Origin of the sequence: Arthrobacter rhizophilus (assembly GCF_026241105.1) — a bacterium.
GTDB lineage: Bacteria > Actinomycetota > Actinomycetes > Actinomycetales > Micrococcaceae > Arthrobacter.
The window spans coordinates 1-21478 of record NZ_JAPFFT010000013.1 but is presented as its reverse complement, the minus strand read 5'-3'; the positions used below and the strand labels follow the sequence as shown (position 1 = coordinate 21478).

The following is a 21478-nucleotide window of genomic DNA, read 5'->3' as shown; positions in this document are numbered from 1 at the left end:
GGCAGCCGGGACGCGTGAATTCACTCACACGCGTGCTCTGGCGGCGCGCTGGCACTGGTTCTACACTTCAATCACCTTCGGCAATCTGCCTCCACGGGCGGTAGGGACGAACGGAAGTGCTGCGATGAGCGTGGAATTGGAAATGCCCGGTTTCTTCAAAGACGCGGACGCCGCATCCTTGAACGGCCAGAGGCGGTATCTGGCACTGAACCGGATCCGGTTGTCCGGAGCCGTCATCGGTGCTCTTGGAGGCATCGTAAGCCTCTCCACCGGCACGCTGGATATCTCCGCCCTCGTCGCTTTGGCAGGGTTCCTCGTCGCCCTCATCACTGAACTCATCCTTGCCTACTTGCAACCGGAGCGCGACTGGTACGCCGGGCGCTCACTGGCGGAATCCATGAAAACCATGGCGTGGCGTTATGCAGTCCAAGGTGCACCGTTCACGGCTGGCCTTAGCGAAGCTAAGCTCCATGAACTACTCCGCGCCCGAGCCCGGCAGCTTACTGAAAAGGGCGCCGACCGCATCGCAATCGAAACGGAAAACCCTCTCGTCACGGACTCCATGTCAGCACTGCGGGAGTCGGACTTCGAACACAGAAAAGCCGTCTATTTGCGCGAGCGGACGGGGGCGCAGCGTCACTGGTACGCCGAGAAAGCCCGGTACAACCGGAGAAGGGCGGAATATTGGCGAACCATGCTGGTGTCCGCCGAGATCATCGCCGTGGCGCTAGCCACCCTGCGCCTCGCTGGGCCCCTACCGGTAAACCTGGGCGGAGTCCTGGGTTCCGTGATTTCCGCTAGCGCCGCATGGTTGGTTCTTAAGCAACACTCCCAGTTAGCCTCGGCATACAGCACCACTAGCCGTGAATTAGCCATCCAGGAAGACATTCTTCAAGGGACGAACGAGGCGGAGTGGGCCCGCGCTGTTTCGGATGCGGAAGAGGCCATCAGCCGGGAACACACGATGTGGGTGGCGACACGAAGCGCATGAGCCGTCTGGGCCCGTCAACGGGCCCCCAAATGTTGCGCAGCTACCTGCGCCCGGGATCTTTGAGTAAAGGACTCGTCGAGCTCGACATAACTATGGAAATACGCTCAGTGCAAGCGTAGCCTTGGTTTCACCATTGAGTTGATATATTGTTTGGGCATTCGTGCCTCCGCACCCTTCCCTCTTGCCGCACAGATCTTCAGAACAGCCGGCACGTCGCTCCAGCCCGGGACCCATCGTGAGTTCACCAGCCGAATTTACAACATCGAACACAGCCAGGCGTGTCTTCATCTCCTACGCCCGGGAGGACAAGAACTTCCTCGACGATGTCAGAGCCGGCATCTCCGCGCTGCACCACGAAGCCTGGCTGGACAGCAACCTGGACGGCGGGCAGGAATGGTGGGATGTGATTCTTGACCAGATCCGGCGATGCGACGCCATGATCCTCGTCGTCTCTTCTGATCTCGTTGACTCGGAGGCTGCCTCTCGTGAACGCCTCTACGCGCGGCAGCTGGGCAAGAGGCTCATACCGCTGATTGTGAGAAAAGTCAGTAGCGATCTCCTACCGCCGGACATCGCAACCTTGCAGTTCATCGACTACACGAACCCGAGTCCTTTGACAGGTGCCCAACTGGCCAACGCGCTCTACACGGTCCCCTTGGGTGCGCCGCTTCCCGATCCACTTCCGGAACCACCCGCCGTGCCTGTCTCCTATCTCGGAAACATGCGCGACGTTTTGCGGCAGTCAGTCTTGACGGCAGACGAACAGTTTTCCATTGCCGCCAAGCTCAGCGCTTCGCTGCGTCGACCTCGGGAACACGACGCCGCTTTGGAGTTGCTCCAGAAGCTCGAAGACAGGAGGGACCTCTACCACCTGACGTCGAAGGAAATCGACCGAATCCGGCAGGAGAATGCGACGCAGCTGACAGCACAGGGTTCCCTGGCGATGCGCCCTGCGCCGGAACATCCGAGGTCGGGGCAAGAAGAGCGCGTGCAGAACGGGGCCGGGCAACATGGTTCCGGACAGCAGCGTGCAGCGAACGAGCAGTCCTCCACGGAAGCCGACTTCACAGCCACCGGCGACCTAAATGTCCAAGCCGGTCACGAGGGGAAGCGCCCGGAAGGTGAAACGACGCTGGGGCCGTTCCCACCGTCGCCGTATCCCAACCACACTCCTCGTCAACAGCAAACCCAGCAGCCCGCCCCGCCGCCCAACCCTGCTGCCGGACAGCCGCAGTTCTTCCAGGCTGTGCCCCGCCAGGGCCAGGCGCAGCAACCCCAAGCACAGCCACATCAGGGCCAGCAACCATGGCCGCAGCCACCTGGCCAAGCCGCGCAGCATCCGGCTATGCCGGCCCGGCACCTAGTACTCTCGATTGTCGCGCTGGTGCTGTCCATCGCTTTGGGGGCGGAAATAAGAGTTCTGTTGCTGTTCATCCCCGTCGGCGCCGTGGCCTTTTACTTCGCGTCGCAGGTCTCCAAACGCTGGAGGATGGGCAATCCCTCCGCTGCGCTCGCCGCCTCGAAGAAGGCCTTGGTGTGGGGCTGGATCGGGGTCGCAGTCAGCGGGTTATGGTTCCTAGCCCTCGTGGCGTCCTATGCTTCGATGTACAGATGACGCGTTGCGTATGACGGACCATGAACAGACAACGCCTCGCGCGCCACTGCCAATTGTGAAGGGATGGGTTGACCGATACGCCGGGTTCTGTGCTCCCCGCCGTTGCCAGCGAAAGAGTGGCGGCCATCCATCTACGAACGCCGTTGCCGACGCCCTCCAGCGGCCTACCCGGACACTCGGGCGAGCAGCCCTCGATCGTGTCCTGTCTGGCCTTGCTCCGGGTGGGGTTTACCTAGCCTCCCTGGTCACCCAAGGAGCTGGTGGTCTCTTACACCACCGTTTCACCCTTACCTGCCAGTAGCTCGTGCAGGCACGAGCAACTGCGGGCGGTCTGTTCTCTGTGGCACTGGCCTGCGGGTTACCCCGAGTGGGCGTTACCCACCACCCTGCCCTGTGGAGCCCGGACGTTCCTCGAGCCACTCACGTGGCGCGCGGCCGCCTGGTCAACCCATCCGCCCTACAGTCTACCGGCGTCGGGCCCTCTGCACTGCCGGACTGTGCCGACCGGACAGGCGCCGCCGGCATTACCGCTAATATCGACAAGTGCTGATTCTCCTGCCGCCTTCCGAAGGCAAGACCCCCGCTATAGAGGGCCCCGCCGTCGAATGGGAGTCCCTGAGTTTTCCGGAACTCAATAGCTACCGGGCCAAAGTGCTCGACGCCCTGGGCTTGGTCAGCGCGCACGAGGACGCCCTCACCTTGTTGGGCGTGGGCGCGTCGTTGAAGGACGACGTCGAACGCAATACCCGGTTGCACGCAGAACCGGCCGCGCCTGCCCACCAGGTGTATTCAGGAGTTCTCTACGACGCTCTTGGGTACAAGACCCTGACGCCTGCGCAGCGCCGCAAAGCGGCAGAGTCTATCCTCGTGGTGTCCGCCCTGTGGGGCGCCATTGGCTTCGGCGACCGCGTGCCCGCCTACCGCTTGTCCATGGGAACGGCACTGCCCGACGTCGGGCGCCTCGCGTCGTTCTGGAAGCCGCAGCTTACGCAGGCCCTCGCCTCACGGGTGGAGGGCGAGCTGCTCGTGGACTGCCGCTCCAGCACCTACGCCGCGGCGTGGGCACCGCCCCCGGCGCAGACTGTCGCCGTCAACGTTTTTTCCGAGTCCAATGGCAAACGCACGGTCGTCAGCCACTTCGCCAAGCACACACGCGGCGAACTGGCCCGGCATCTGCTGAGCCGTCGAGGGAAGGCTCCGGCAACCCCCGAACAGCTACTCAAGGCCGCTTCAGAAATCTGGACCGCGGAGTCGACGGAAGGCACGGCCCGCAAGCCGCACACCCTCAGCATCATCCTCCCCAACTGACTCGCAGTAGTTGTCGTTTTGACGGCTGAAAACGACATTAACTGCGAGCTAGTTGGGTGGGGACCAGGTGGTTAGTTCCATTCGGCGGAGCGCACCAGGATGCAGCCGGAATCGGGGCAGAAGACAATCTCATCCTCAGCGGCGGCCTTGACCTCGGCAAGATCGCCGGGGCTGAGCGTCATCCCTGAGCCTTCGGACTTGCCGTGGAACAGCCTGGCGGCCCCCACGCCGCGCCTGGCGAGGGTCTTTTCGTAGATAGCCAGCATCCCGGCGTCGAGCCCTGCGGCGAAACCGGACCGCTGCGCTCGCACATCAGTCTCCTCGGCGACGATCTCGGCAATCGCGGCGTCCAGCTCTGCACGGATTCCTGAGAAAGAACCTTGGATGTCATCAACGATCTGCTGTTGGGCGACTTGGCGCTCCCTCAGCCCGTCCAGGCGTTCGAGGATTTCCAGTTCGACGTCCTCAAGGTCGGAGCGACGCTTATTCAGTGATGCAATATCGCTCTGCAACGCAACGAGATCCTTGGAGAGGCCGGTGCCGCTGTTAAGCCTGGCTTCGTCCCGCTCAATGCGGCCGGCGACTTGCTCGACGTCGGTCTCCGCCCGCCTCAGCTCGGCTTCGGCGTCGTGGACGGCGAGCTTCGCGGTCCCGAGTGCCCCGTTGGCCACGCTGAGGGCGTCTTGAAGATCGGTGATGCGGGGGTCGCTCTCGAGAGTGCGTCGGCGGTTGGCCAAGGATTTGAGCTTCGCGTCCAACCCCTGCAGTTCGAGCAATTTCAACTGTTCCGCCGGTGCTGCCTTGGCCACGCTTACCTCCGCTTGATCGTGCCGGGGACGATATCCATTCCCGGCCAGGCTCTCAGGCCTGCTTGTCTCGACTCTAGCGCCTGGCGTGCTCCCCTGCCTCGCTGCGCTCACCCGGGGCCCCTCGCACGCCAGGCTTAGCCGGGAGTCAGAATAAAGTCCCAGGGATCGCTATTGGTGGAAGCGACCCGGATCTCGACATCGTGCCCTTGGTCCGCGAGTACGTTGCCGAGCGCCTCGGCCGCGGCGGGCAGCCATAGCCACTCGCTCGCGAAATGGGATACGTCAATAAGGTACGGCCTGCCGTCAACAGCAGCTTCGCGCGCTTCCGACGCGGGGTGGTGGCGCATATCCGCAGTGACGTAGATGTCAGCTTGGCTCGCCCGGACAGCATCGAACAGACTGTCGCCGGCGCCGCCACACACAGCAACACGCCGTACCAGTCCGTCCTTGTCCCCGGCTACTCGCACTCCCCCGGCTACCGAAGGCAGAATCTCGAAAACGCGAGCCGCAAAATCGCCGAGGGTCATGAGTTCCGAAAGATCCCCTACCCGGCCGATGCCCTCTTCCGGCAGTCCGTGGGCAGCAGGGGCCAGCGGGACAACATTGTCCAGTCCGAACGCGTCCGCGAGAACATCCGAAACACCTCCGACGGCGGAATCTCCGTTGGTGTGCACGGTCAGCAGGCCGGTACCTGACTCGATGAGCCGGTGGACAGCAAGGCCCTTGGCGCTCGTCGCAGCCACCGAGGTGACGCCCTTGAGCAGCAAAGGGTGGTGCGTGACGAGGAGCTCGGCACCCCATTCAATGGCTTCGTCAATGGCGGCGAGGGTGGGATCCACGGCGAACAAGACCTTGGTGACGGTCGCAGTCGGCCGCCCGACCACCAGGCCCACCTCGTCCCAGTCCTCGGCGAGGGACTCAGGCCAGAGCTCCTCGACAGCCAGCAAGACCTGGCCAAGCGTGGGGGTACTGGTTCCTGAAGTTCCGGCCGCACCGTCTTCCGGCTCTTCCCCGGATCCTGTATCTGCAACCGCGGTGTTCACAGCTTCCATGCACTACATTCTTGCGCATCCGGTGGCCATGACGCGCTTGCGGCAACCGAACTATCTGATATTGCTGCCGGTGGCGGGGTCTTCGCCGTCACACTCCCGTAAGGTTGTGCGGGAATCATCCAGGACTCCCGGCCATTGAAGAGATCATGAAAACTTTTGTACTTGGCGGAGGCTGCTTCTGGTGCCTCGATGCTGTCTACCAGAAGACCAAAGGCGTCAGTTCCGTGGTTTCCGGATACACGGGAGGGCACATCCGTAACCCCGACTACTACGATGTCTGCTCCGGTATGACGGGCCACGCAGAGGTTGTAGCAGTGACTTTCGATGAGGACGTTATCCCGGCGGAAGTCATCCTGGACATGTTCTTTGCCCTGCACGATCCAACCACGCTCAACCGCCAAGGCTACGACGTCGGGACCCAGTACCGTTCCTCGATGTTCTACACCACGACGGAAGAGAAGATCCTTTTCGAAGAAGCCATCCTTCGGAACCAGGAACTATGGTCCAAGCCGATCGTGACCGAGGTCAGCCGGCTGCCGGAATTCTATGAGGCCGAGTCCATCCACCAGGACTACTACGCCAAATTCCCGGAGCAGGGCTATTGTCAGGTGATCATCAACCCCAAACTCGCCAAGGCCCGGAAATATTACTCTTCGTGGCTCCGCGCGTAGCAGCGTGTAACACCGCTCGTTAGGCTGACCTCAGCAGTAGCTATTTAAGCGAATCCAGAGAATAGGCATGATTACATGGCACGGATCTACGACGACGTCACCCAGCTGATCGGCGGAACCCCCTTGGTCCGCTTGAACCGGCTCACCGAAGGCTTGGAAGCCACGGTTGCAGTGAAGCTGGAGTTCTACAACCCCGCCAATAGCGTCAAGGACCGTATCGGCGTCGCCATCGTCGACGCCGCCGAGAAATCCGGCGCCCTGAAGCCGGGTGGCACCATCGTTGAGGGAACCTCCGGCAACACCGGCATCGCACTGGCCCTGGTCGGCGCTGCACGCGGCTACAAGGTCATCCTCACAATGCCGGAAACCATGTCCACCGAGCGCCGCGTCATGCTGCGCGCCTACGGTGCTGAGATCGTCCTGACCCCCGGCTCGGAAGGCATGCGCGGCGCCGTCGAAAAGGCACAGGAGATCGTGGCCAACACGGAGAACTCCGTCTGGGCCCAGCAGTTCGCCAACGAGGCAAACCCGGAGATTCACCGCACCACTACGGCCGAGGAAATCTGGGCGGACACCGACGGCGGAGTGGACATCTTCGTCGGCGGCGTCGGCACCGGCGGTACCATCACCGGCGTCGGGCAGGTCCTGAAGGAGCGCAAGCCGGAGATCCAGATCGTGGCCGTCGAGCCGAAGGACTCCCCCATCCTGAACGGCGGAGCCCCCGGACCGCACAAGATCCAGGGACTTGGCGCGAACTTCATTCCGGAAATCCTGGACACCAACGTCTACGACGAGGTTCTCGACGCAACCCTGGAGGACTCCGTAGCCACCGCACGCGCCCTCGGCACCAAGGAAGGCATCCTCGGCGGCATCTCGGCCGGCGCAGCCGTCTGGGGTGCCCTGGAGCTCGCCAAGCGCCCGGAGAACAAGGACAAGCTCATCGTGGCAATCGTCCCCGACTTCGGCGAACGTTACATATCCACCGTGCTTTTTGACGATATTCGCGGCTGATTGCAGACCCTGCGCAACCGCCTTCGTTCATTTCCTGTAGAAAGGTCTTTGTGAGCTTCTTCGCAAGACTTATGGAGGACCTCGAGGCCGCCCGGTCACATGACCCGGCGGCCCGAGGCTCCTTTGAGAACTTTTTTGCGTACTCCGGGCTGCATGCCATCTGGGCGCACCGCTTGACGCACAAACTGTGGCAGAACCCTGACCTGCGCTTTCCGGCACGGCTCATTTCGCAGCTTGCCCGGTTCCTGACCGGAATCGAGATCCACCCCGGCGCGACCATCGGCCGGAGGTTCTTCATTGACCACGGCATGGGTGTGGTGATCGGTGAGACCGCCGAGATCGGCGAAGACGTCATGATCTACCACGGCGTCACGCTTGGCGGCCGCTCACTGGCCAAAGTCAAGCGCCACCCCACCATCGGAGATCGGGTCACCATCGGAGCCGGGGCGAAGGTCCTTGGCCCCATCACCATCGGCGCGGACAGTGCCGTAGGCGCCAACGCCGTCGTGGTCAAAGACGCGCCGCCCGAGTCGATCATCACCGGCGTTCCCGCAACGTGGCGGCACCGCGATGCCAAGAGCGAAACCAAGCCGGCCGTCGACCCGGCCGAGTACTACATCGAATACCGGATCTAGGCAGCGAAGCGCTTGTAGGCGCTCCAAAAGACCGTGTCGAAGGCCCGGTCCGGAAGAACCCTCCGCAACGCCAGGATGGTCCAGGCTCCCCTACCCACCGGGTAGCGGGTCCTGGGCCTTCGCGCTTTTGCAGCATGTGCGATAGCGCCCGCGACGGTGCGCGGGTGCGTCGACAGGGCCGTCCCTGACGTCGAAGCCAAAGCGGCCGCGACAACGCCTGCCTGGTCCCGATAGGGTCCATGTCCCGAGACCGTGAGCAGGCTCTCCCCGGCGATGGTGCCCCACTCCGTGTCGGTTCCTGCGGGCTCGATGATCGCGACGTCGATGCCATGCGGCTTGAGCTCAAGCCGCAGCGAATCACTGAGGCCCTCGACGGCGAATTTGGTTGCGTGATACCAGGCGCCCAGGGGTTCGTACATCTTGCCGCCGATCGAGGACACATTGATGATCCTGCCTGAACCCGCGGCCCGCATCACGGGAATCACCAGTTGGGACATCCGGGCGAGACCGAAGACGTTGACCTCGAACTGCCGCCTGCCCTCGTCCAGCGGTACCTCTTCCAGCGAGCCGTAGGACCCGTATCCGGCGTTGTTGACCAGCACGTCGATCCGTCCCTGCTCGGCCAGGACAAGGTCCACAGCGGCCCTCATGGACTCTTCGACGGTGACATCCAGGGACAACACCTTGATCCCATGGGCTTTGAGGGGCTCCATCTTCTCGACCCTCCGCGCCCCGGCGTACACCACCATCCCTGCCTTGCTGAGCTTGATAGCGGCTTCGAAACCGATTCCTGTTGACGCACCTGTGACAAATGCGACGCGTTGCGGCATGGATTGCTCCTCGTGTGGCGGGGGTTGTATTCGCGGCCGGCCCGCCTACGGCAAAGGCCGGCGCCTCCCACAGTATCGGGGAAGTGCCGGCCTTTGTCAGGAGCAGAGTGGGTCAGGGAAGAGTGGGGCAGCAGGGTCCCTACGTGGCGACGGAGTCGACACGAAAGGGCCTGCCCCAAGAGTGGGGCAGCAGGGTCCCTACGTGGCGACGGAGTCGACACGAAAGGGCCTGCCCCAATCTCTAGTGTGTGTCGACTGCCGAGATTTCGGACTTGTCTTCGCCCCACAGGGTGTGGAAGGTGCCCTCGGCGTCAACGCGGCCGTAGGTGTGCGCACCGAAAAGGTCACGCTGTCCCTGAATGACTGCCGCAGCGAGGCGCTTGCGGCGCAGTCCGTCGTAGTAGGCCAGCGAGGAGGAGAACACGGGAACCGGGATGCCCAGCTGGACTGCGGTTGCCACCACTCGGCGCCATGCCGGCAGCGCGCCGGCGATCGCCTTGGTGAAGGCCGGGGCGAACAGCAGGTTGGCCGGCTTCACTTCGGCTGCGTAGGCGTTGGTGATTTCCTTCAGCAGCTCGGCACGGATGATGCAGCCGCCGCGCCACAGCGAAGCGATTTCATCGAGCTTGAGGTCCCAGCCGTATTCCTTGGCAGCGGAGGTCAGCATGTCCAGGCCCTGCGCGTACGAAACCAGCTTGGAGGCGTACAGCGCCTGACGGACGTCCTCGACGAAGTTCTCGGGAACGTCGACGGCGATTTCCTCGCCGGCGAGGAGCTCCTGGCCGATCTTGCGCTGCTCCGCCTGGGAAGACAGGGCACGAGCGAAGACGGACTCCGCGATGCCGGAAACCGGGGAGCCGAGTTCGAGGGCGGAGATGACCGTCCAACGGCCGGTGCCCTTCTGGCCGGCAGCGTCCACGACAACATCGACAAACGGCTTGCCCGTCTTGGCGTCAACGTGGCCCAGGACCTCGGCGGAGATTTCTATCAGGAAGGAAGCGAGTTCGCCCTTGTTCCATTCAGCGAAGATCTTGGACTGCTCGGCCGGCTCGATGCCCGCGCCTGAACGGAGAAGATCGAAGGCTTCACCGATGACCTGCATGTCGGCGTACTCGATGCCGTTGTGAACCATCTTGACGAAGTGTCCGGCGCCGTCGGTGCCGATCCAGGCGCAGCACGGCTGGCCGTCAACCTTGGCGGAAATCTTTTCGAGCAACGGGCCCAAAGCGTCGTAGGACTCCTTGGAACCACCGGGCATGATGGAGGGGCCGTTGAGGGCACCCTCTTCGCCACCGGAAACACCGACACCCACGAAATGCAGGTCCTTCTCGGCAAGCGCGGCTTCGCGACGGCGGGTGTCCTCGTAGTGCGAGTTGCCGGCGTCGATCACGATGTCACCCGGCTCCAGCAGCGGAACGAGCTGGTCGATGACGGCGTCAACCGGCTTTCCGGCCTTCACCATGATCAGGACGCGACGGGGCTTCTCAAGGGAGTCCACGAGTTCCTGGAGGGTTTCCGTGCGGATGAAGTCGCCGTCCGTGCCGTGCTTGGCCAGCAGGGCGTCGGTCTTCTCGACGGAGCGGTTGTGGAGGGCAACGGTGAAGCCGTTGCGGGCCAGGTTGCGGGCCAGATTGGCGCCCATCACCGCGAGGCCGGTGACACCGATGTGTGCTGACATCAAAACTCCAATTCGTTCTTGTGCAATGAGTCCTGCTGGAAGCGAGGAAACGCTTTCCAAAGCAGTAGCTGGAATAAACCATACGTATTCGGACCGTGTCTGGGAAAGTTTCGCCCACGTTTCGGAAGCGTCCGCGTCACAAAAGAGTCTATGTTGCGAGCCCGCGCTGTGGGGAGTTGCCCACCGGCCGGGCTGCCAGTAACGCCGCGGTCAACGCCACTATGCTTACAACTATGTCAACCAGCCTCCACTTCCGCGCTGTCGAGCATCTGGGTACCCGGATCGTCGGCGGCAGGCTCCCCACGGGCCATGTCATGTTGGCCGAGCACCTCGAGGAGGAGCTCAAGGTGTCCCGCTCGGTGGTACGCGAGGCCGTCAGGGTGCTGCAGTCTTTGGGACTGGTGGAAACCATCAAGCGCGTTGGCATCCGGGTACTCCCCGCGCACCGCTGGAATCCCTTCGACCCGCTGGTCATCCGCTGGCGGTTGGCCGGAGAAGGCCGCGGCGCACAGCTGCGCTCCCTCGCCGAACTCCGCTCCGCCGTCGAGCCTGTAGCCGCAGAACTGGCCGCGGAGAACGCTCCGGAGTCGCTTCGGAGCGAGCTGTTGGAAATCTCCCTGGCCATGCGTGAAGCAGGCCGTGCGGGCGACATGCCCACCTTCCTGGACCTGGACATCCGCTTTCACGCGCTGGTGCTGTCCGGTTCGGGCAATGAAATGTTCGCGAACCTGATCGGTCAGGTCTCGGAAACACTCACCGGCCGGACGGTCCACGGGCTCATGCCCGAACATCCGAAGGAAGCGGCCTTGCAATGGCACCTGGACGTAGCCCAGGGCATCAGCGACGGGGACGGCGACAAAGCCCGCGAGGCCTCGTCCAACATCATGCGGGAGACGATCGCGGACTTGTCGCCTAGCTGGGAAGGCCAGCCACGGGTCTTTGTTCCAGTCGAGCGGCGCTGACGGCTGACCCGCCAGCACCGCTCGATTGATTGCCTGGGCGGCTAGGCCGCAGGCTGGAAGTTCAGGAGGACCTTCCCCGATTCGGCCGAGTTCTTGGCCACCTCGAAGGCCTCCAAGCCACGGTCCAGAGTGAATTCGTGCGTCACCACTGGATCCACGTAGAGCGAGCCGTCCGCGAGTGCGGCAATGACGTCGTCGATCTCGTCGTTGAAGCGGAATGAGCCGAGCAGTTCGAGCTCGCGGGTGATGGCCAGCGAAATGAAGACCGGCTGCGGGCCCGAGGGCAGCAGCCCGACCATGACCACCTTGCCACCGCGCACGGCACCCTTGATGGCCGATGCCAGCCCGTGGTGGCTGCCGGAGGACTCGATGACCACGTCTGCCTCCACCGCGGCGATAGCCTCGGAATCATCGCCTTTCAGGACCTCGTCCGCACCCACCGCGCGGGCAATTTCAAGAGGCTTGTCGTGCATGTCGACAGCCACAATCCGGGACGCTCCTGCACGTTTGAGGACGGCAACCGCCAGCGCCCCGATCGGGCCGCTTCCGATCACGAGCGCCGTCTTTCCGGCCACGTCCCCAGCTCGGGCGACGGCATGCCATGCAACACTTGCAGGTTCCGCGAGCGCCGCCGTACGCAAGTCCAGTGCGGCAGGAAGTGCCCGGAGCATGCGGGACGGCAGCGTTGCGTAGCGGCTGAAGGCGCCGTCCGTGTGCGGGAAGCGCGCGGCACTGCCGAGGTAGGTGCAGCCGGGAGAAAGGTTGGGCCGGTCTTCCGGGTATTTAGCTGTGCCGGGGGCAGGGCTCGCCGGGTGGACGGCGACGGCGGTGCCGGCTTCCGGACCGCTGCCGTCGGCTGCCTGCTCGACTACCGTGCCGACGATTTCGTGGCCAAGGACCAGAGGCGCCTTGAGGATGGATTCGCCCGCTGCTCCGTGGAGCCAGTAATGCAGGTCCGAGCCGCAGATGCCACCGTAGGCGATCTCCACGACGGCCTGGTCGGGAGCCGGAGCAGTGAGGATTATGTCCTCGATGCGAAGGTCGCCGGCGGCGTGTGCAACGACAGCGGGCGAAGTCCGGGGAAGCTGAAAGCCAGCATGCTGGATGTCGCTCATTAGACGACCACCGTCATTCCGCCGTCGACGAAGATCGTCTGGCCGTTGACGAAATTGGACGCCTCCGAGGCAAGCCAGACGGCAGGACCGGCAAGATCCTCCACGGTGCCCCATCGGTGGGCCGGCGTGCGGCCAAGGATCCAGGAATTGAAGTCGGGATCGTCCACGAGGTTCTGGGTCATCTCAGTGTGGATGTAACCCGGGGCGATGCCGTTGATCTGCAAGCCCGAAGCCGCCCATTCAGCGGTCATGGCGCGCGTGAGGTTGCGCAGTCCGCCCTTGGCAGCGACGTAGGGGGCGATCGTGGGACGCGCCAGGTCCGTCTGCACCGAGCAGATGTTGATGATCTTGCCGCGGCCTCGCGGGATCATGTGGCGGGCAGCTTCTCGCCCTACGAGGAAAGCGCTTGTGAGGTCGGTGGTGATGACCCGATCCCAGTCCTTCACATCGAGGTCCAGCATGGGGACCCTGTGCTGGATGCCCGCATTGTTGACCAGGATGTCCAGGGGGCCAACGTTTTCTTCAACCCAGGCAACGCCGCGGGCTGCTTCGGTATCGCTGGTGACGTCGAACGCGCAGCTGTGGATGCGGCCGGGCCCGAAGTCCGCCGCCATGGCGGCTTCTGCATCCTTGAGCCGTTCCGTGTTGATGCCGTTGAGAACTACGGTGGCACCGGCATCGGCCAATCCGCGGGCCAGCGCATTGCCGATGCCCCGGCTGGATCCCGTAACGAGCGCAACGCGCCCGGTGAGATCAAAGATTCCAGTCATGGTTGTGTTTCCTAACCTAGTTCAGAGGACTTACAGAGGAGTCACTGAGATTGGCGATGGCCTGGCGGACAACAGCGAGGTCCTGGTCGCCAAGGCCTTGATCGATCAGTTCGCGGTAAAGTTCGACGCCGGCGGTTGCCATCGGGACGGCGGCACCGGCCGCTTCGGCACTTTCGAGGACGAACTTGAGATCCTTGTGCATGAATTTCGCGGGACCCGTGGGCGCGTAGTCCTTGGCTGCAAGCCGAGGTCCGACGATCTCCAACACGCGGCTTCCAGCAAGTCCGCCAGCCAGGACATCGAAGAGGGCAGAAGCGTCCATGCCCGAGCGTTCGGCGAGTTCCGCGGCTTCTGCAAGCGCCGCCGTCGTGGTCCCGACGATCAGCTGGTTGCAGGCCTTGGCCAGCGAACCGGCACCCAGGGCGCCCATGCGGCGGACGGTGGTGCCCATGGCGTGAAGTACCGGGAGCGTTCGCCGGAAGTCTTCTTCGCTGGCTCCCACCATGATGGCCAGCGTGCCGTCCTGCGCACCTTTGGTTCCGCCGCTGACAGGGGCATCGACGACGACGGCGTTCCCGCCACTGGCGTCATGGACGGTCCGGCCGAATTCCTGGACGGCCGTCGGCGACACGCTGCTCATAACGACCACTGCGGTTCCGGGGAGCGGCGCATCCGAACGCCAGGAGTCGAGCAGCGGCGCGGCGGCGTGCTGGATGTAGGAAAGATCTGGGAGCATGAAAATGATGGCGGGTTGGTCACGCAGTTCAGCAACCGATTCCGAACGTTTTCCTCCGAGCTTCTCCAACTCGGTCAGCGCTTCGACCGAACGGTTCCAAGCGGTCACCTCCCAGCCGCTGGCAAGGAGATTGGCGGCCATGGGGAAGCCCATGAGTCCGAGTCCCACAAAACCTACAGTCTTGGCTGTCATGTCCCGTTTGCACCTCACTTCTTCGTGGTTCATATTTCAAAAACTGTTCAATATCCTAGCCTCAATTCAGTATGATGAACACTATGACGACTGATGAACTTACCATCGCGATCGCAGTCCCGCTCGAAGCTGAGCATGTGGAGCGTATCCGCGCAGTAGATCCGCGCATTACGGTGCTCTACGAACCCGAGCTGCTTCCTCCGGAACGCTTCCCGGCCGACCACTCCGGCGATCCGGACTTCAAGCGGACTCCCGAACAAGAGGAACGCTACTGGTCAATGTTGAACAAGGCTCAGATCCTCTACGGCTTTCCCAACGAGAACCCCGCCGGACTGGCCCGCATCGCCCAGAGCAACCCGCACCTGCAGTGGATCCACGCCATGGCCGCTGGTGCCGGTGGCGCCGTCAAGGCTTCCGGCCTCGACAGCGAGACTCTGCAGAAGTTCAAGGTGACCACATCCGCAGGCGTACACGCGCTTCCGCTTGCCGAGTTTGCCGCCCTAGGCATCCTCAACGGCTTCAAGCGCAGCGCGGAACTCGCACAGGACCAGGCCGCCAAGGTCTGGCCCGAGCTGCGTACCCCTACAAAACTTGTGGACGGCTCCAAGCTGGTCATCACCGGCCTCGGCGAGATCGGCCTGGAAACCGCCCGCATCGCCCGGGCACTGGGCATGAAGGTCAGCGGAACCAAGCGCAACGTCGAAGCCATCGAGGGAATCGAGGAGGTGGCAGACAACCAGGGCCTCGCCGGGCTCCTCGCTTCGGCAGACGCCGTCGTCAACACCCTCCCCGGTACGCCGTACACGGAGAAGCTCTTCAACCACGACGTTTTCTCGGCAATGAAGCCCGGAACGGTCTTTGTCAACGTTGGCCGTGGAACCGTGGTTGATGAGGAGGCCCTCCTCGAAGCCTTAGACAACGGCCAGGTGTCCTACGCATGCCTGGACGTCTTCGCTGTGGAGCCTCTACCCCAGGGCAGCCCGCTGTGGAACCACCCGAAGGTCATGCTCTCTCCGCACACCTCTGCGCTCAGCGCCGCCGAGAACCGCCTCATCGCCGAGCGCTTCGTCAGCAACCTGCGCACATTCCTCGACGGCGTCGAGCTCCCCCACCTTGTGGACACGGTGCACTTCTACTAAACCGCAAACCACTCAGCGCCAACGTAGCGGCCTCTCCGGTGTTCCGGAGGGGCCGCTTTGTTGTACGGGGCGGCTTTGCTGTGCGAAACCAAGGCTTGTTTGCCATTCCGGCGCAACTAGCGCGAGTCTCCAAAACAGGCTCCAGACAGGAACAGGAACGCCGCGCATGACGGGGCGTAACAAAGCGGCGGCCCCTCCTTGTCGGGAGGGGCCGCCGCTGCTTGCGTACGTCGGGGTACGGGTCTGGCTTACTTGGCGTCCTCCAGAGACCGGAGGTCACGTCCGACCGTCTCCGGCGTGAAGAACGTCGTAACGAACGAAATCAGCGCCAGGACCAGCGAGTAGACGGCCAGGACCACCCAAGAGTTGCCAGTGGCGGCGAGGAGTGCGACACCGACGAGGGGCACGAGTCCGCCGGCCAGGACAGCCGACAGTTCGCGGCTCAATGCCACACCGGTGAAACGGTATTGCGAGCCGAAGAGCTCGGGCAGCAGGGGGCACTGCGGGCCAAGCATCGACTGAACGCCAAGGGCGATGCCGACAACCATGACGGCCCAAACGAGGGTCACGTTGCCGAGGGTCACCAGGTAGAAGGCGGGAATCGCGAAGATTGCCTGGAACAAGGCCCCATAGCGGTAAACCTTGACGCGACCAATACGGTCAGACAGTGCGCCGAAAGTGACCACCATGACGGCTGCAAATCCGGCGGCTATCAGCAGGCCGACCGGGCCGATGAACTTGTCGCCAGGGAAGACGCCTTCCTTGACGGACATGAAGGAGATGAGCAGCGCCGAGTAGATCGAAGAGTTGCCGTTCTCGCCCATGCGAAGACCGATGCCCACCAGCACATTCTTCTTGGAGTGCTTCCAGAGCTCACCTACGGGGTTCTTCACCACGTTCTTGTGCTTCTCAAGCTCCTGGAACACTGGAGTTTCCTTCAGCCTGAGGCGGATGAAAACGGCCACGATGATCAGGATGAAGCTGGCGAGGAAAGGCACACGCCACAGCCAGCCTTCAAGCACGCTTTTGTTGGCCATGCCAATCAGTGCGAAGGTGCCGGCGCCAAGAAGGGTACCGAGCTGGATGCCAACGAACGGCAGCGAAGCGAAATAGCCGCGGCGCTTGGGCGGAGCAACCTCGGAGATCAGCGTTGTTGCGCCTGCCTGCTCGGCTCCGGCGCCGAGGCCCTGGACGATACGAAGCACCACGAGAAGAACAGCGCCGAGCATGCCGGCCTGTTCGAACGTCGGCAGCAAGCCGATGGCGAAACTGGCAAGGCCCATCATGCCGATGGTCATCAGAAGGACCATCTTGCGCCCGAAGCGGTCTCCGATGAATCCGAAGAAGATACCACCGAAGGGCCGCGCTGCGAATCCGACGCCGTAGGTGGCGAACGACGCGATCAATGCGCCGCTTTCACCCAAGGGCTTGAAGAACAGCGGTCCGAAGATCAGGGCCGAAGCCAGACCGTAAATGTAGAAGTCGTAGTACTCCAGAGCGGATCCTACGGAGCTGGCAAGAGTTGCCCTTCGCAGCTGTTCCGGCTCAACTACTGCGCCGTCCATATCAGCAAGCTTTGTCTTAGTACGAGTTGTCACAGCACTCCCTCAAGAACACTCCAGACCCCCGTTGGTCTGGCGAGATAGTGTCAGCCGCCATGGCGTGAATCACTATAGTGAACAGAGTACAGCACATTGGACGGGTTTCAAGTGGTGTAATCAGATTTATATATGACCCTCGCCGGACGGCGAGATCAGCTAGCCCATCGGGTTGCCCAGCGAGTGAGCGAGCTCCTTGAGTTCCTTCACCATCAGGGCAGCCTGCTCCTCGGAAAAGGTGGCCTTCAGGGCAGTCACCGAGAGTCCGAGACTCGGGCCATGTGCCCCATGGGTAGGAACGGGCACGGCAAGGCAAACCACGCCGAGGGTGGACTCCTCGTCCTCCAAGGCATAACCCTGTTTACGGATCGCAGCCACCTGGGCCTTCAGCTCAGCAGCGCTGCGCAGGGACTTGGGAGTCATGACAGGAAGCTCCACATCATCCGGAAACATCGCCTCGATGTCATGGTCGTGAAGCTGCGCCAAGAGCACCTTGCCGACGGCACTCAGGGAAAGCGGCATCTTGTCGCCAATGTTTGAGGTAAGCCGGACGGCCGGGTGCCCTTCGTAACGCGCCAGGTAAATGATGTGATCCCCGTCGATCATCGCGATCCGCACTGTTTCGCCCGACAATGTCGGCGCTTGCTCGCAGAACTTGTAGAACTCCTGGACTTCATCGAGCCGGCTGAGGTATGCGGCACCAAGTTCAACCAATTTCCGGCCAAGGGAGAAGTCGGCACCTTCGCGGGTAATAAGCCGGGCTTCCTCGAGGGCAAGCAGCAGGTTTGAGGTGGATGATTTCGGAATCCCCAGCTCCCTCGCAAGGTCACTGAGCGTCAGCCGACCTGAAGGAGCCTCAGCCAAGGCGTCCAGTACCGCAGCTGCGCGAGTCACGGCAGGCGCTGGCGAGGAGCTCCCCAAGCCGTCGGCGGAACGGGGGGTGCGGGAATCAGCCATGATTCTCCTTCGCAATAGTGCGTCTGGCGCAGAGTGGGCGCGTGCTGGCCAGAAGAAATGCTGCCTAGGGCAGCGGAACTTCGACCCGCGGCAATCACGCTTGTTCAATCCACTGAACAAATACCATCATAGTGGCTCAGTGCTCGAAGGAGTCGCCCCGGGCGTAGGGCGCGCGTCCTTTCCATATCCAGAAATTCTCTGTATATTCATCTTTGAGCTCTCCACCGCGGCATCCCCCAATAGTCGCGGTGGAGAGCTCTTCCAATTCCCCGCAGCGGATCAGGTCCGACCCTAGCCCTGCCGCCAGGGTGTGAAGCGCGGCAGCCAGCGCGGGACGCTGGCGCGGTAGTCCTCATACTCGGCGCCGAACTTGCGAGCCAACGTCGGCTCCTCATGCAACCTGACGAAGGCCACCACGGGAACGGCGCCCAGCGCCGCCAGGACGAACAGCCTCGGCTGTCCCAGTAAGAGACCCTGTCCGGTCACAGCGGACCCAATGGCCACGTAGATGGGGTTCCGCACGAACCTATAGCACCCACTGACCACGAGGTTCTTCGGCGGCGCAAAAGGTGCCGGCGTGCCCAGTCCTTCGAGTGCGAAACGTACAAACGAATCGGTGATCACTGCCGTTCCTGCGCCAATCAGGAGGACTCCAGCGCACTGGGCAACCAGCCCTCCCGGCACGGGCTCCTGCACTTTCCAGCGGGTCACCACCCACGGCAACAGACCTGCAACGGTTGCCGGGGCGATGGCGAACACCGTCGTGCCAAGGGCCGCCAGCCTCTTTTCACGCGTCGCATCTCCGGACGCTCTCATGCGACCATTCTGAACCGCCCAACGATTGGCGGCAAGCACCAGCCCACACGCTTCTTTGAGCAAAAGAAAAAGCCCCTGAGCTGCGTTTTCGCACCTCAGGGGCTCTTCTCACGTGGTGGGTCCTACCGGGATCGAACCGATGACATCCACGGTGTAAACGTGGCGCTCTACCAGCTGAGCTAAAGACCCAAACACTGATTTCAACGCCTTCGGCGCTTCAACCAACGAACATGTACTCTACCGGATCATTCGCCCGGAACACTAATCCGCGAATCCGGGGGCGATAGATCGGGAAGTTCGGCGGCAAGCCACGCTAGAGCGCCGCTGACCCCGGCTTCCACTTTGAGGCTCGCGAACCCGTCTCCGCGGGTCGGTCCTCGATTGATGATCACCACAGGCTTGCCGAGTTTGGCTGCATGCCTCACGAACCTCAACCCGCTCATTACGGTCAGAGAAGATCCCGCCACCAGCAGGGCCCCGGCCTCGTCCACCATGGAATAGGCGCGCTGCACCCTATCCTTGGGCACATTTTCGCCGAAGTACAGGAAGTCGGGTTTGAGCGTTCCTCCGCAAACGGGGCAAACGGCGACGACGAACGATCGGATGAGCTCGGGATCCTCCACTGAGGCATCAGCGTCGGGCGCCATTTCCACGACGCCGGAAGCCTGGGCGGCCTCCATAAATCCTGGATTGATTTCCTCAAGGATCGACGCCACGAGCTTTCGCGTGAAGACGTGTGCCCCGTCAAGGCAAATCACGCGATCGTAGCGGCCGTGCAGGTCCACAACGTTCATGCTGCCTGCATCTTCATGCAGCCGGTCCACGTTCTGGGTGATGAGTCCGGTGATCAGCCCGCGGCGCTCGAGGAGTGCGACGGCGGCATGCCCGGCATTGGGGTCCGCATGCCGGAGGTGGGACCATCCAAGGTGGTTCCTCGCCCAGTATCTGCGCCGGTTGGCGGAGCTTCCGATGAACTCCTGGAAGGTCATGGGATTCCGTGGCGCAGCTCCCGGACCCCGGTAGTCAGGGATTCCGGAGTCTGTACTCAGCCCGGCACCCGTCAGAACAGAAAGCCGTTTGCCGCCGAGAATCCTCCCGGCTTGGCGGAGAGCTTCGAGCTCATCCGCGGCCAATGCAACGGTGTCGGCCGGCGGCAGAATGGCAAAGCCAGTCATTCCGACGCCGGGCCGTTGGGTGTTCATGGGCGCTAGGCCTGGCCCAGTGCGGACAATGCCTCGCGATATTCCGCTAGATCGCGCGCTTGGCCGCGCGGGTTGACGACTACATAACGGACAATGCCCGCGGCATCAATGATGAAGGTGCCCCTCAAAGACATGCCGGTAGCGGAGTCAAACACCCCATACTTCTCGGCGACTGCCCCGTGCGGCCAGAAGTCGGCCAGGAGATCAAACTCGTAACTTTCTTTTTCCGCGTAGGCCCGCAAAGCAAATTTGCTGTCAACCGATATGCCAAGAACGGTTGCGGTGGCGTGTTCGAAAATACCGAGATTGTCACGGATCTCACACAGTTCCCCTGTGCAGATTCCGGAGAAGGCGAAGGGGTAGAAGACAATCACCACGTTGCGGCCGCGAAGTCCGGACAAGCGAACTGGCTCCCCAAACTGGTTTACCAATTCGAAATCCGGTGCTTCCTGCCCTACAACCGGAACTCCGGGGCCCAGCTTGGTGTGTGTCACTTGTTCTTCTTGCGTGCCACCAGCCGAGTAGCGCTCCAGTCCTTGGAGACGCCTGCGGAAGTAGTGCAGTGCAATCCCGCAGTAGGAGCAGCGTCCTGGATATCCGAAGGCGAAACGTAGTTGTCGCGGCCCGATTTAGGAGTCAGAACCCAAACCACACCGCCCTCACCCAAGGTGGTCAGTGAGTCCACGAGCGCGTCGACAAGGTCCCCGTCGCCGTCGCGCCACCAGAAAATGACGGCATCCACTACCTCGTGATCGTCTTCATCGAGCAGTTCGGAACCCGTGAGTTTCTCAATGTCATCACGCAAATCGAAATCGACGTCATCGTCGTAACCGAGTTCCTGAATCAGATCCCCATCTTTGAAACCCAATCTTTCCGCCACATTTACCGATGTGGCGGCGTCGGCCTCGCTCACGTTTCCTCCTCTTGAAGTGATTTCGATTACTACAAGCCAACACCCTTTGGGCGTGGGCTTCAAGCCATTGTCCCGCGTTCCACCATATTCCGCGCCCCAGCCACGCCTGCAGCCAGGGCAACAGCTGTGACTACAGCTACTACTGCATACGATGTAACAGCTTGAGTGTGACATACAACGCCTTCGCGGCAGCACGGCTACGCATCGCGGCTCGTACAAAGCTACAGTGGCCAGTGAAGACTTTGGCTGCAGGGCAACCGCCCGCCGCGAATAGCGCAGCTTGAGCTCAAGAGAACCTGCCCGGCGCACATGACCGGGCTGTTGTAACCGATATGTCGCACACGCCGCGTTCATGACGGGCAGTTACCCTGCCGGACCTGAGGCGACGATGAATGCGCCAAAAGAGAGGTTGGACGTGGCTGCAGGAGAAGAGACCTCACACATCCTTAGCGGGTTGACTTCCCAGCTGCCTGATCGT

21 protein-coding genes, 1 tRNA gene and 1 other RNA gene are annotated in these 21478 nt (G+C 62.5%); 8 read left to right on the top strand and 15 right to left on the bottom strand.

Going from position 1 to position 21478, the window contains the following annotated elements:
• Positions 1 to 124: 124 nt before the first annotated feature.
• Together OOZ51_RS12400 and OOZ51_RS12395 are read left to right on the top strand one after the other, a co-directional pair.
• Entirely contained in the window at positions 125 to 991 is an 867-nt protein-coding gene (locus OOZ51_RS12400; RefSeq protein ID WP_265979914.1) for a DUF4231 domain-containing protein, read from the top strand.
• A gap of 235 nt (positions 992 to 1226) precedes the next feature.
• Positions 1227 to 2606, top strand: coding sequence for a TIR domain-containing protein (locus OOZ51_RS12395; protein ID WP_265979913.1), 1380 nt, complete (start codon positions 1227 to 1229; stop codon positions 2604 to 2606).
• Positions 2607 to 2666: 60 nt separating this feature from the next.
• On the opposite strand, the gene rnpB is transcribed toward OOZ51_RS12395, so the two are convergent.
• An RNA gene (gene rnpB, locus OOZ51_RS12390) (RNase P RNA component class A) lies at positions 2667 to 3057 on the bottom strand.
• Between the two features lie 92 nt (positions 3058 to 3149).
• On the opposite strand from rnpB, the gene OOZ51_RS12385 reads away from it, so the two are divergent.
• Positions 3150 to 3914 (top strand): YaaA family protein, encoded by a 765-nt coding sequence (locus tag OOZ51_RS12385; RefSeq protein WP_265979912.1) that lies wholly within the window; start codon positions 3150 to 3152, stop codon positions 3912 to 3914.
• A gap of 71 nt (positions 3915 to 3985) precedes the next feature.
• On the opposite strand, the gene OOZ51_RS12380 is transcribed toward OOZ51_RS12385, so the two are convergent.
• Positions 3986 to 4723: a zinc ribbon domain-containing protein gene (locus OOZ51_RS12380; RefSeq protein ID WP_265979910.1), complete on the bottom strand. Its 738-nt coding sequence runs from the start codon at positions 4721 to 4723 to the stop codon at positions 3986 to 3988.
• 134 nt (positions 4724 to 4857) lie between these two features.
• Positions 4858 to 5775, bottom strand: a complete 918-nt coding sequence (locus tag OOZ51_RS12375) for a Nif3-like dinuclear metal center hexameric protein (protein WP_265979908.1) — start codon at positions 5773 to 5775, stop codon at positions 4858 to 4860.
• Between the two features lie 146 nt (positions 5776 to 5921).
• Here OOZ51_RS12375 and msrA point away from each other — a divergent pair, with 146 nt between their 5' ends.
• From msrA to epsC, 3 genes are all read left to right on the top strand, one after another.
• A complete protein-coding gene (msrA, locus tag OOZ51_RS12370) occupies positions 5922 to 6446 on the top strand; it encodes a peptide-methionine (S)-S-oxide reductase MsrA (RefSeq protein WP_265979906.1) in 525 nt (174 codons plus the stop codon).
• Positions 6447 to 6521: 75 nt separating this feature from the next.
• The gene (gene cysK / locus OOZ51_RS12365) at positions 6522 to 7457 is read left to right on the top strand and encodes a cysteine synthase A (protein WP_265979905.1); all 936 of its coding nucleotides are present in this window, start codon (positions 6522 to 6524) and stop codon (positions 7455 to 7457) included.
• Positions 7458 to 7507: 50 nt separating this feature from the next.
• On the top strand, positions 7508 to 8092 hold the full coding sequence (gene epsC / locus OOZ51_RS12360) for a serine O-acetyltransferase EpsC (RefSeq protein ID WP_265979904.1): 585 nt from the start codon (positions 7508 to 7510) through the stop codon (positions 8090 to 8092).
• Here epsC and OOZ51_RS12355 read toward each other — a convergent pair.
• Together OOZ51_RS12355 and gndA are read right to left on the bottom strand one after the other, a co-directional pair.
• Positions 8089 to 8922: an oxidoreductase gene (locus OOZ51_RS12355; RefSeq protein ID WP_265979903.1), complete on the bottom strand. Its 834-nt coding sequence runs from the start codon at positions 8920 to 8922 to the stop codon at positions 8089 to 8091. The genes epsC and OOZ51_RS12355 overlap by 4 nt on opposite strands.
• Positions 8923 to 9163: 241 nt before the next feature.
• On the bottom strand, positions 9164 to 10600 hold the full coding sequence (gene gndA / locus OOZ51_RS12350) for an NADP-dependent phosphogluconate dehydrogenase (RefSeq protein WP_265979902.1): 1437 nt from the start codon (positions 10598 to 10600) through the stop codon (positions 9164 to 9166).
• A 233-nt stretch (positions 10601 to 10833) separates the two neighbouring features.
• On the opposite strand from gndA, the gene OOZ51_RS12345 reads away from it, so the two are divergent.
• The gene (locus tag OOZ51_RS12345; RefSeq protein WP_265979900.1) at positions 10834 to 11562 is read left to right on the top strand and encodes a FadR/GntR family transcriptional regulator; all 729 of its coding nucleotides are present in this window, start codon (positions 10834 to 10836) and stop codon (positions 11560 to 11562) included.
• Between the two features lie 41 nt (positions 11563 to 11603).
• On the opposite strand, the gene OOZ51_RS12340 is transcribed toward OOZ51_RS12345, so the two are convergent.
• Genes OOZ51_RS12340 through OOZ51_RS12330 form a run of 3 tightly spaced genes read right to left on the bottom strand, consistent with a single transcriptional unit; the run spans position 11604 to position 14375 of the window.
• Entirely contained in the window at positions 11604 to 12677 is a 1074-nt protein-coding gene (locus OOZ51_RS12340) for an L-idonate 5-dehydrogenase (RefSeq protein ID WP_265979899.1), read from the bottom strand.
• Positions 12677 to 13447 (bottom strand): SDR family oxidoreductase, encoded by a 771-nt coding sequence (locus OOZ51_RS12335; protein WP_265979898.1) that lies wholly within the window; start codon positions 13445 to 13447, stop codon positions 12677 to 12679. Before OOZ51_RS12335 ends, OOZ51_RS12340 begins: the two co-directional genes overlap by 1 nt.
• A gap of 16 nt (positions 13448 to 13463) precedes the next feature.
• Positions 13464 to 14375, bottom strand: coding sequence for an NAD(P)-dependent oxidoreductase (locus OOZ51_RS12330; RefSeq protein ID WP_265979897.1), 912 nt, complete (start codon positions 14373 to 14375; stop codon positions 13464 to 13466).
• Positions 14376 to 14446: 71 nt separating this feature from the next.
• Between OOZ51_RS12330 and OOZ51_RS12325 the strand changes: the two genes are divergently transcribed.
• Positions 14447 to 15514, top strand: a complete 1068-nt coding sequence (locus OOZ51_RS12325) for a D-2-hydroxyacid dehydrogenase (protein WP_265979896.1) — start codon at positions 14447 to 14449, stop codon at positions 15512 to 15514.
• 248 nt (positions 15515 to 15762) lie between these two features.
• On the opposite strand, the gene OOZ51_RS12320 is transcribed toward OOZ51_RS12325, so the two are convergent.
• The 7 genes from OOZ51_RS12320 to OOZ51_RS12290 form a co-directional block, all read right to left on the bottom strand.
• Positions 15763 to 17079, bottom strand: coding sequence for an MFS transporter (locus OOZ51_RS12320; RefSeq protein ID WP_265980008.1), 1317 nt, complete (start codon positions 17077 to 17079; stop codon positions 15763 to 15765).
• Between the two features lie 192 nt (positions 17080 to 17271).
• Positions 17272 to 18069 (bottom strand): IclR family transcriptional regulator, encoded by a 798-nt coding sequence (locus tag OOZ51_RS12315; protein WP_265979895.1) that lies wholly within the window; start codon positions 18067 to 18069, stop codon positions 17272 to 17274.
• Between the two features lie 291 nt (positions 18070 to 18360).
• Complete coding sequence (locus OOZ51_RS12310; RefSeq protein ID WP_265979894.1) at positions 18361 to 18885, bottom strand: methyltransferase family protein; 525 nt, start codon at positions 18883 to 18885, stop codon at positions 18361 to 18363.
• Between the two features lie 113 nt (positions 18886 to 18998).
• Positions 18999 to 19074, bottom strand: a tRNA-Val gene (locus OOZ51_RS12305).
• A 56-nt stretch (positions 19075 to 19130) separates the two neighbouring features.
• Positions 19131 to 20087: an NAD-dependent protein deacetylase gene (locus OOZ51_RS12300; protein WP_265979893.1), complete on the bottom strand. Its 957-nt coding sequence runs from the start codon at positions 20085 to 20087 to the stop codon at positions 19131 to 19133.
• 5 nt (positions 20088 to 20092) lie between these two features.
• Positions 20093 to 20581 carry a peroxiredoxin gene (locus OOZ51_RS12295; protein WP_265979892.1) on the bottom strand — a complete coding sequence of 163 codons (489 nt, stop codon included), beginning with the start codon at positions 20579 to 20581 and terminating at the stop codon, positions 20093 to 20095.
• Positions 20578 to 21000, bottom strand: coding sequence for a DUF3052 domain-containing protein (locus OOZ51_RS12290; protein ID WP_265979891.1), 423 nt, complete (start codon positions 20998 to 21000; stop codon positions 20578 to 20580). Before OOZ51_RS12290 ends, OOZ51_RS12295 begins: the two co-directional genes overlap by 4 nt.
• Positions 21001 to 21478 lie beyond the last annotated feature (478 nt).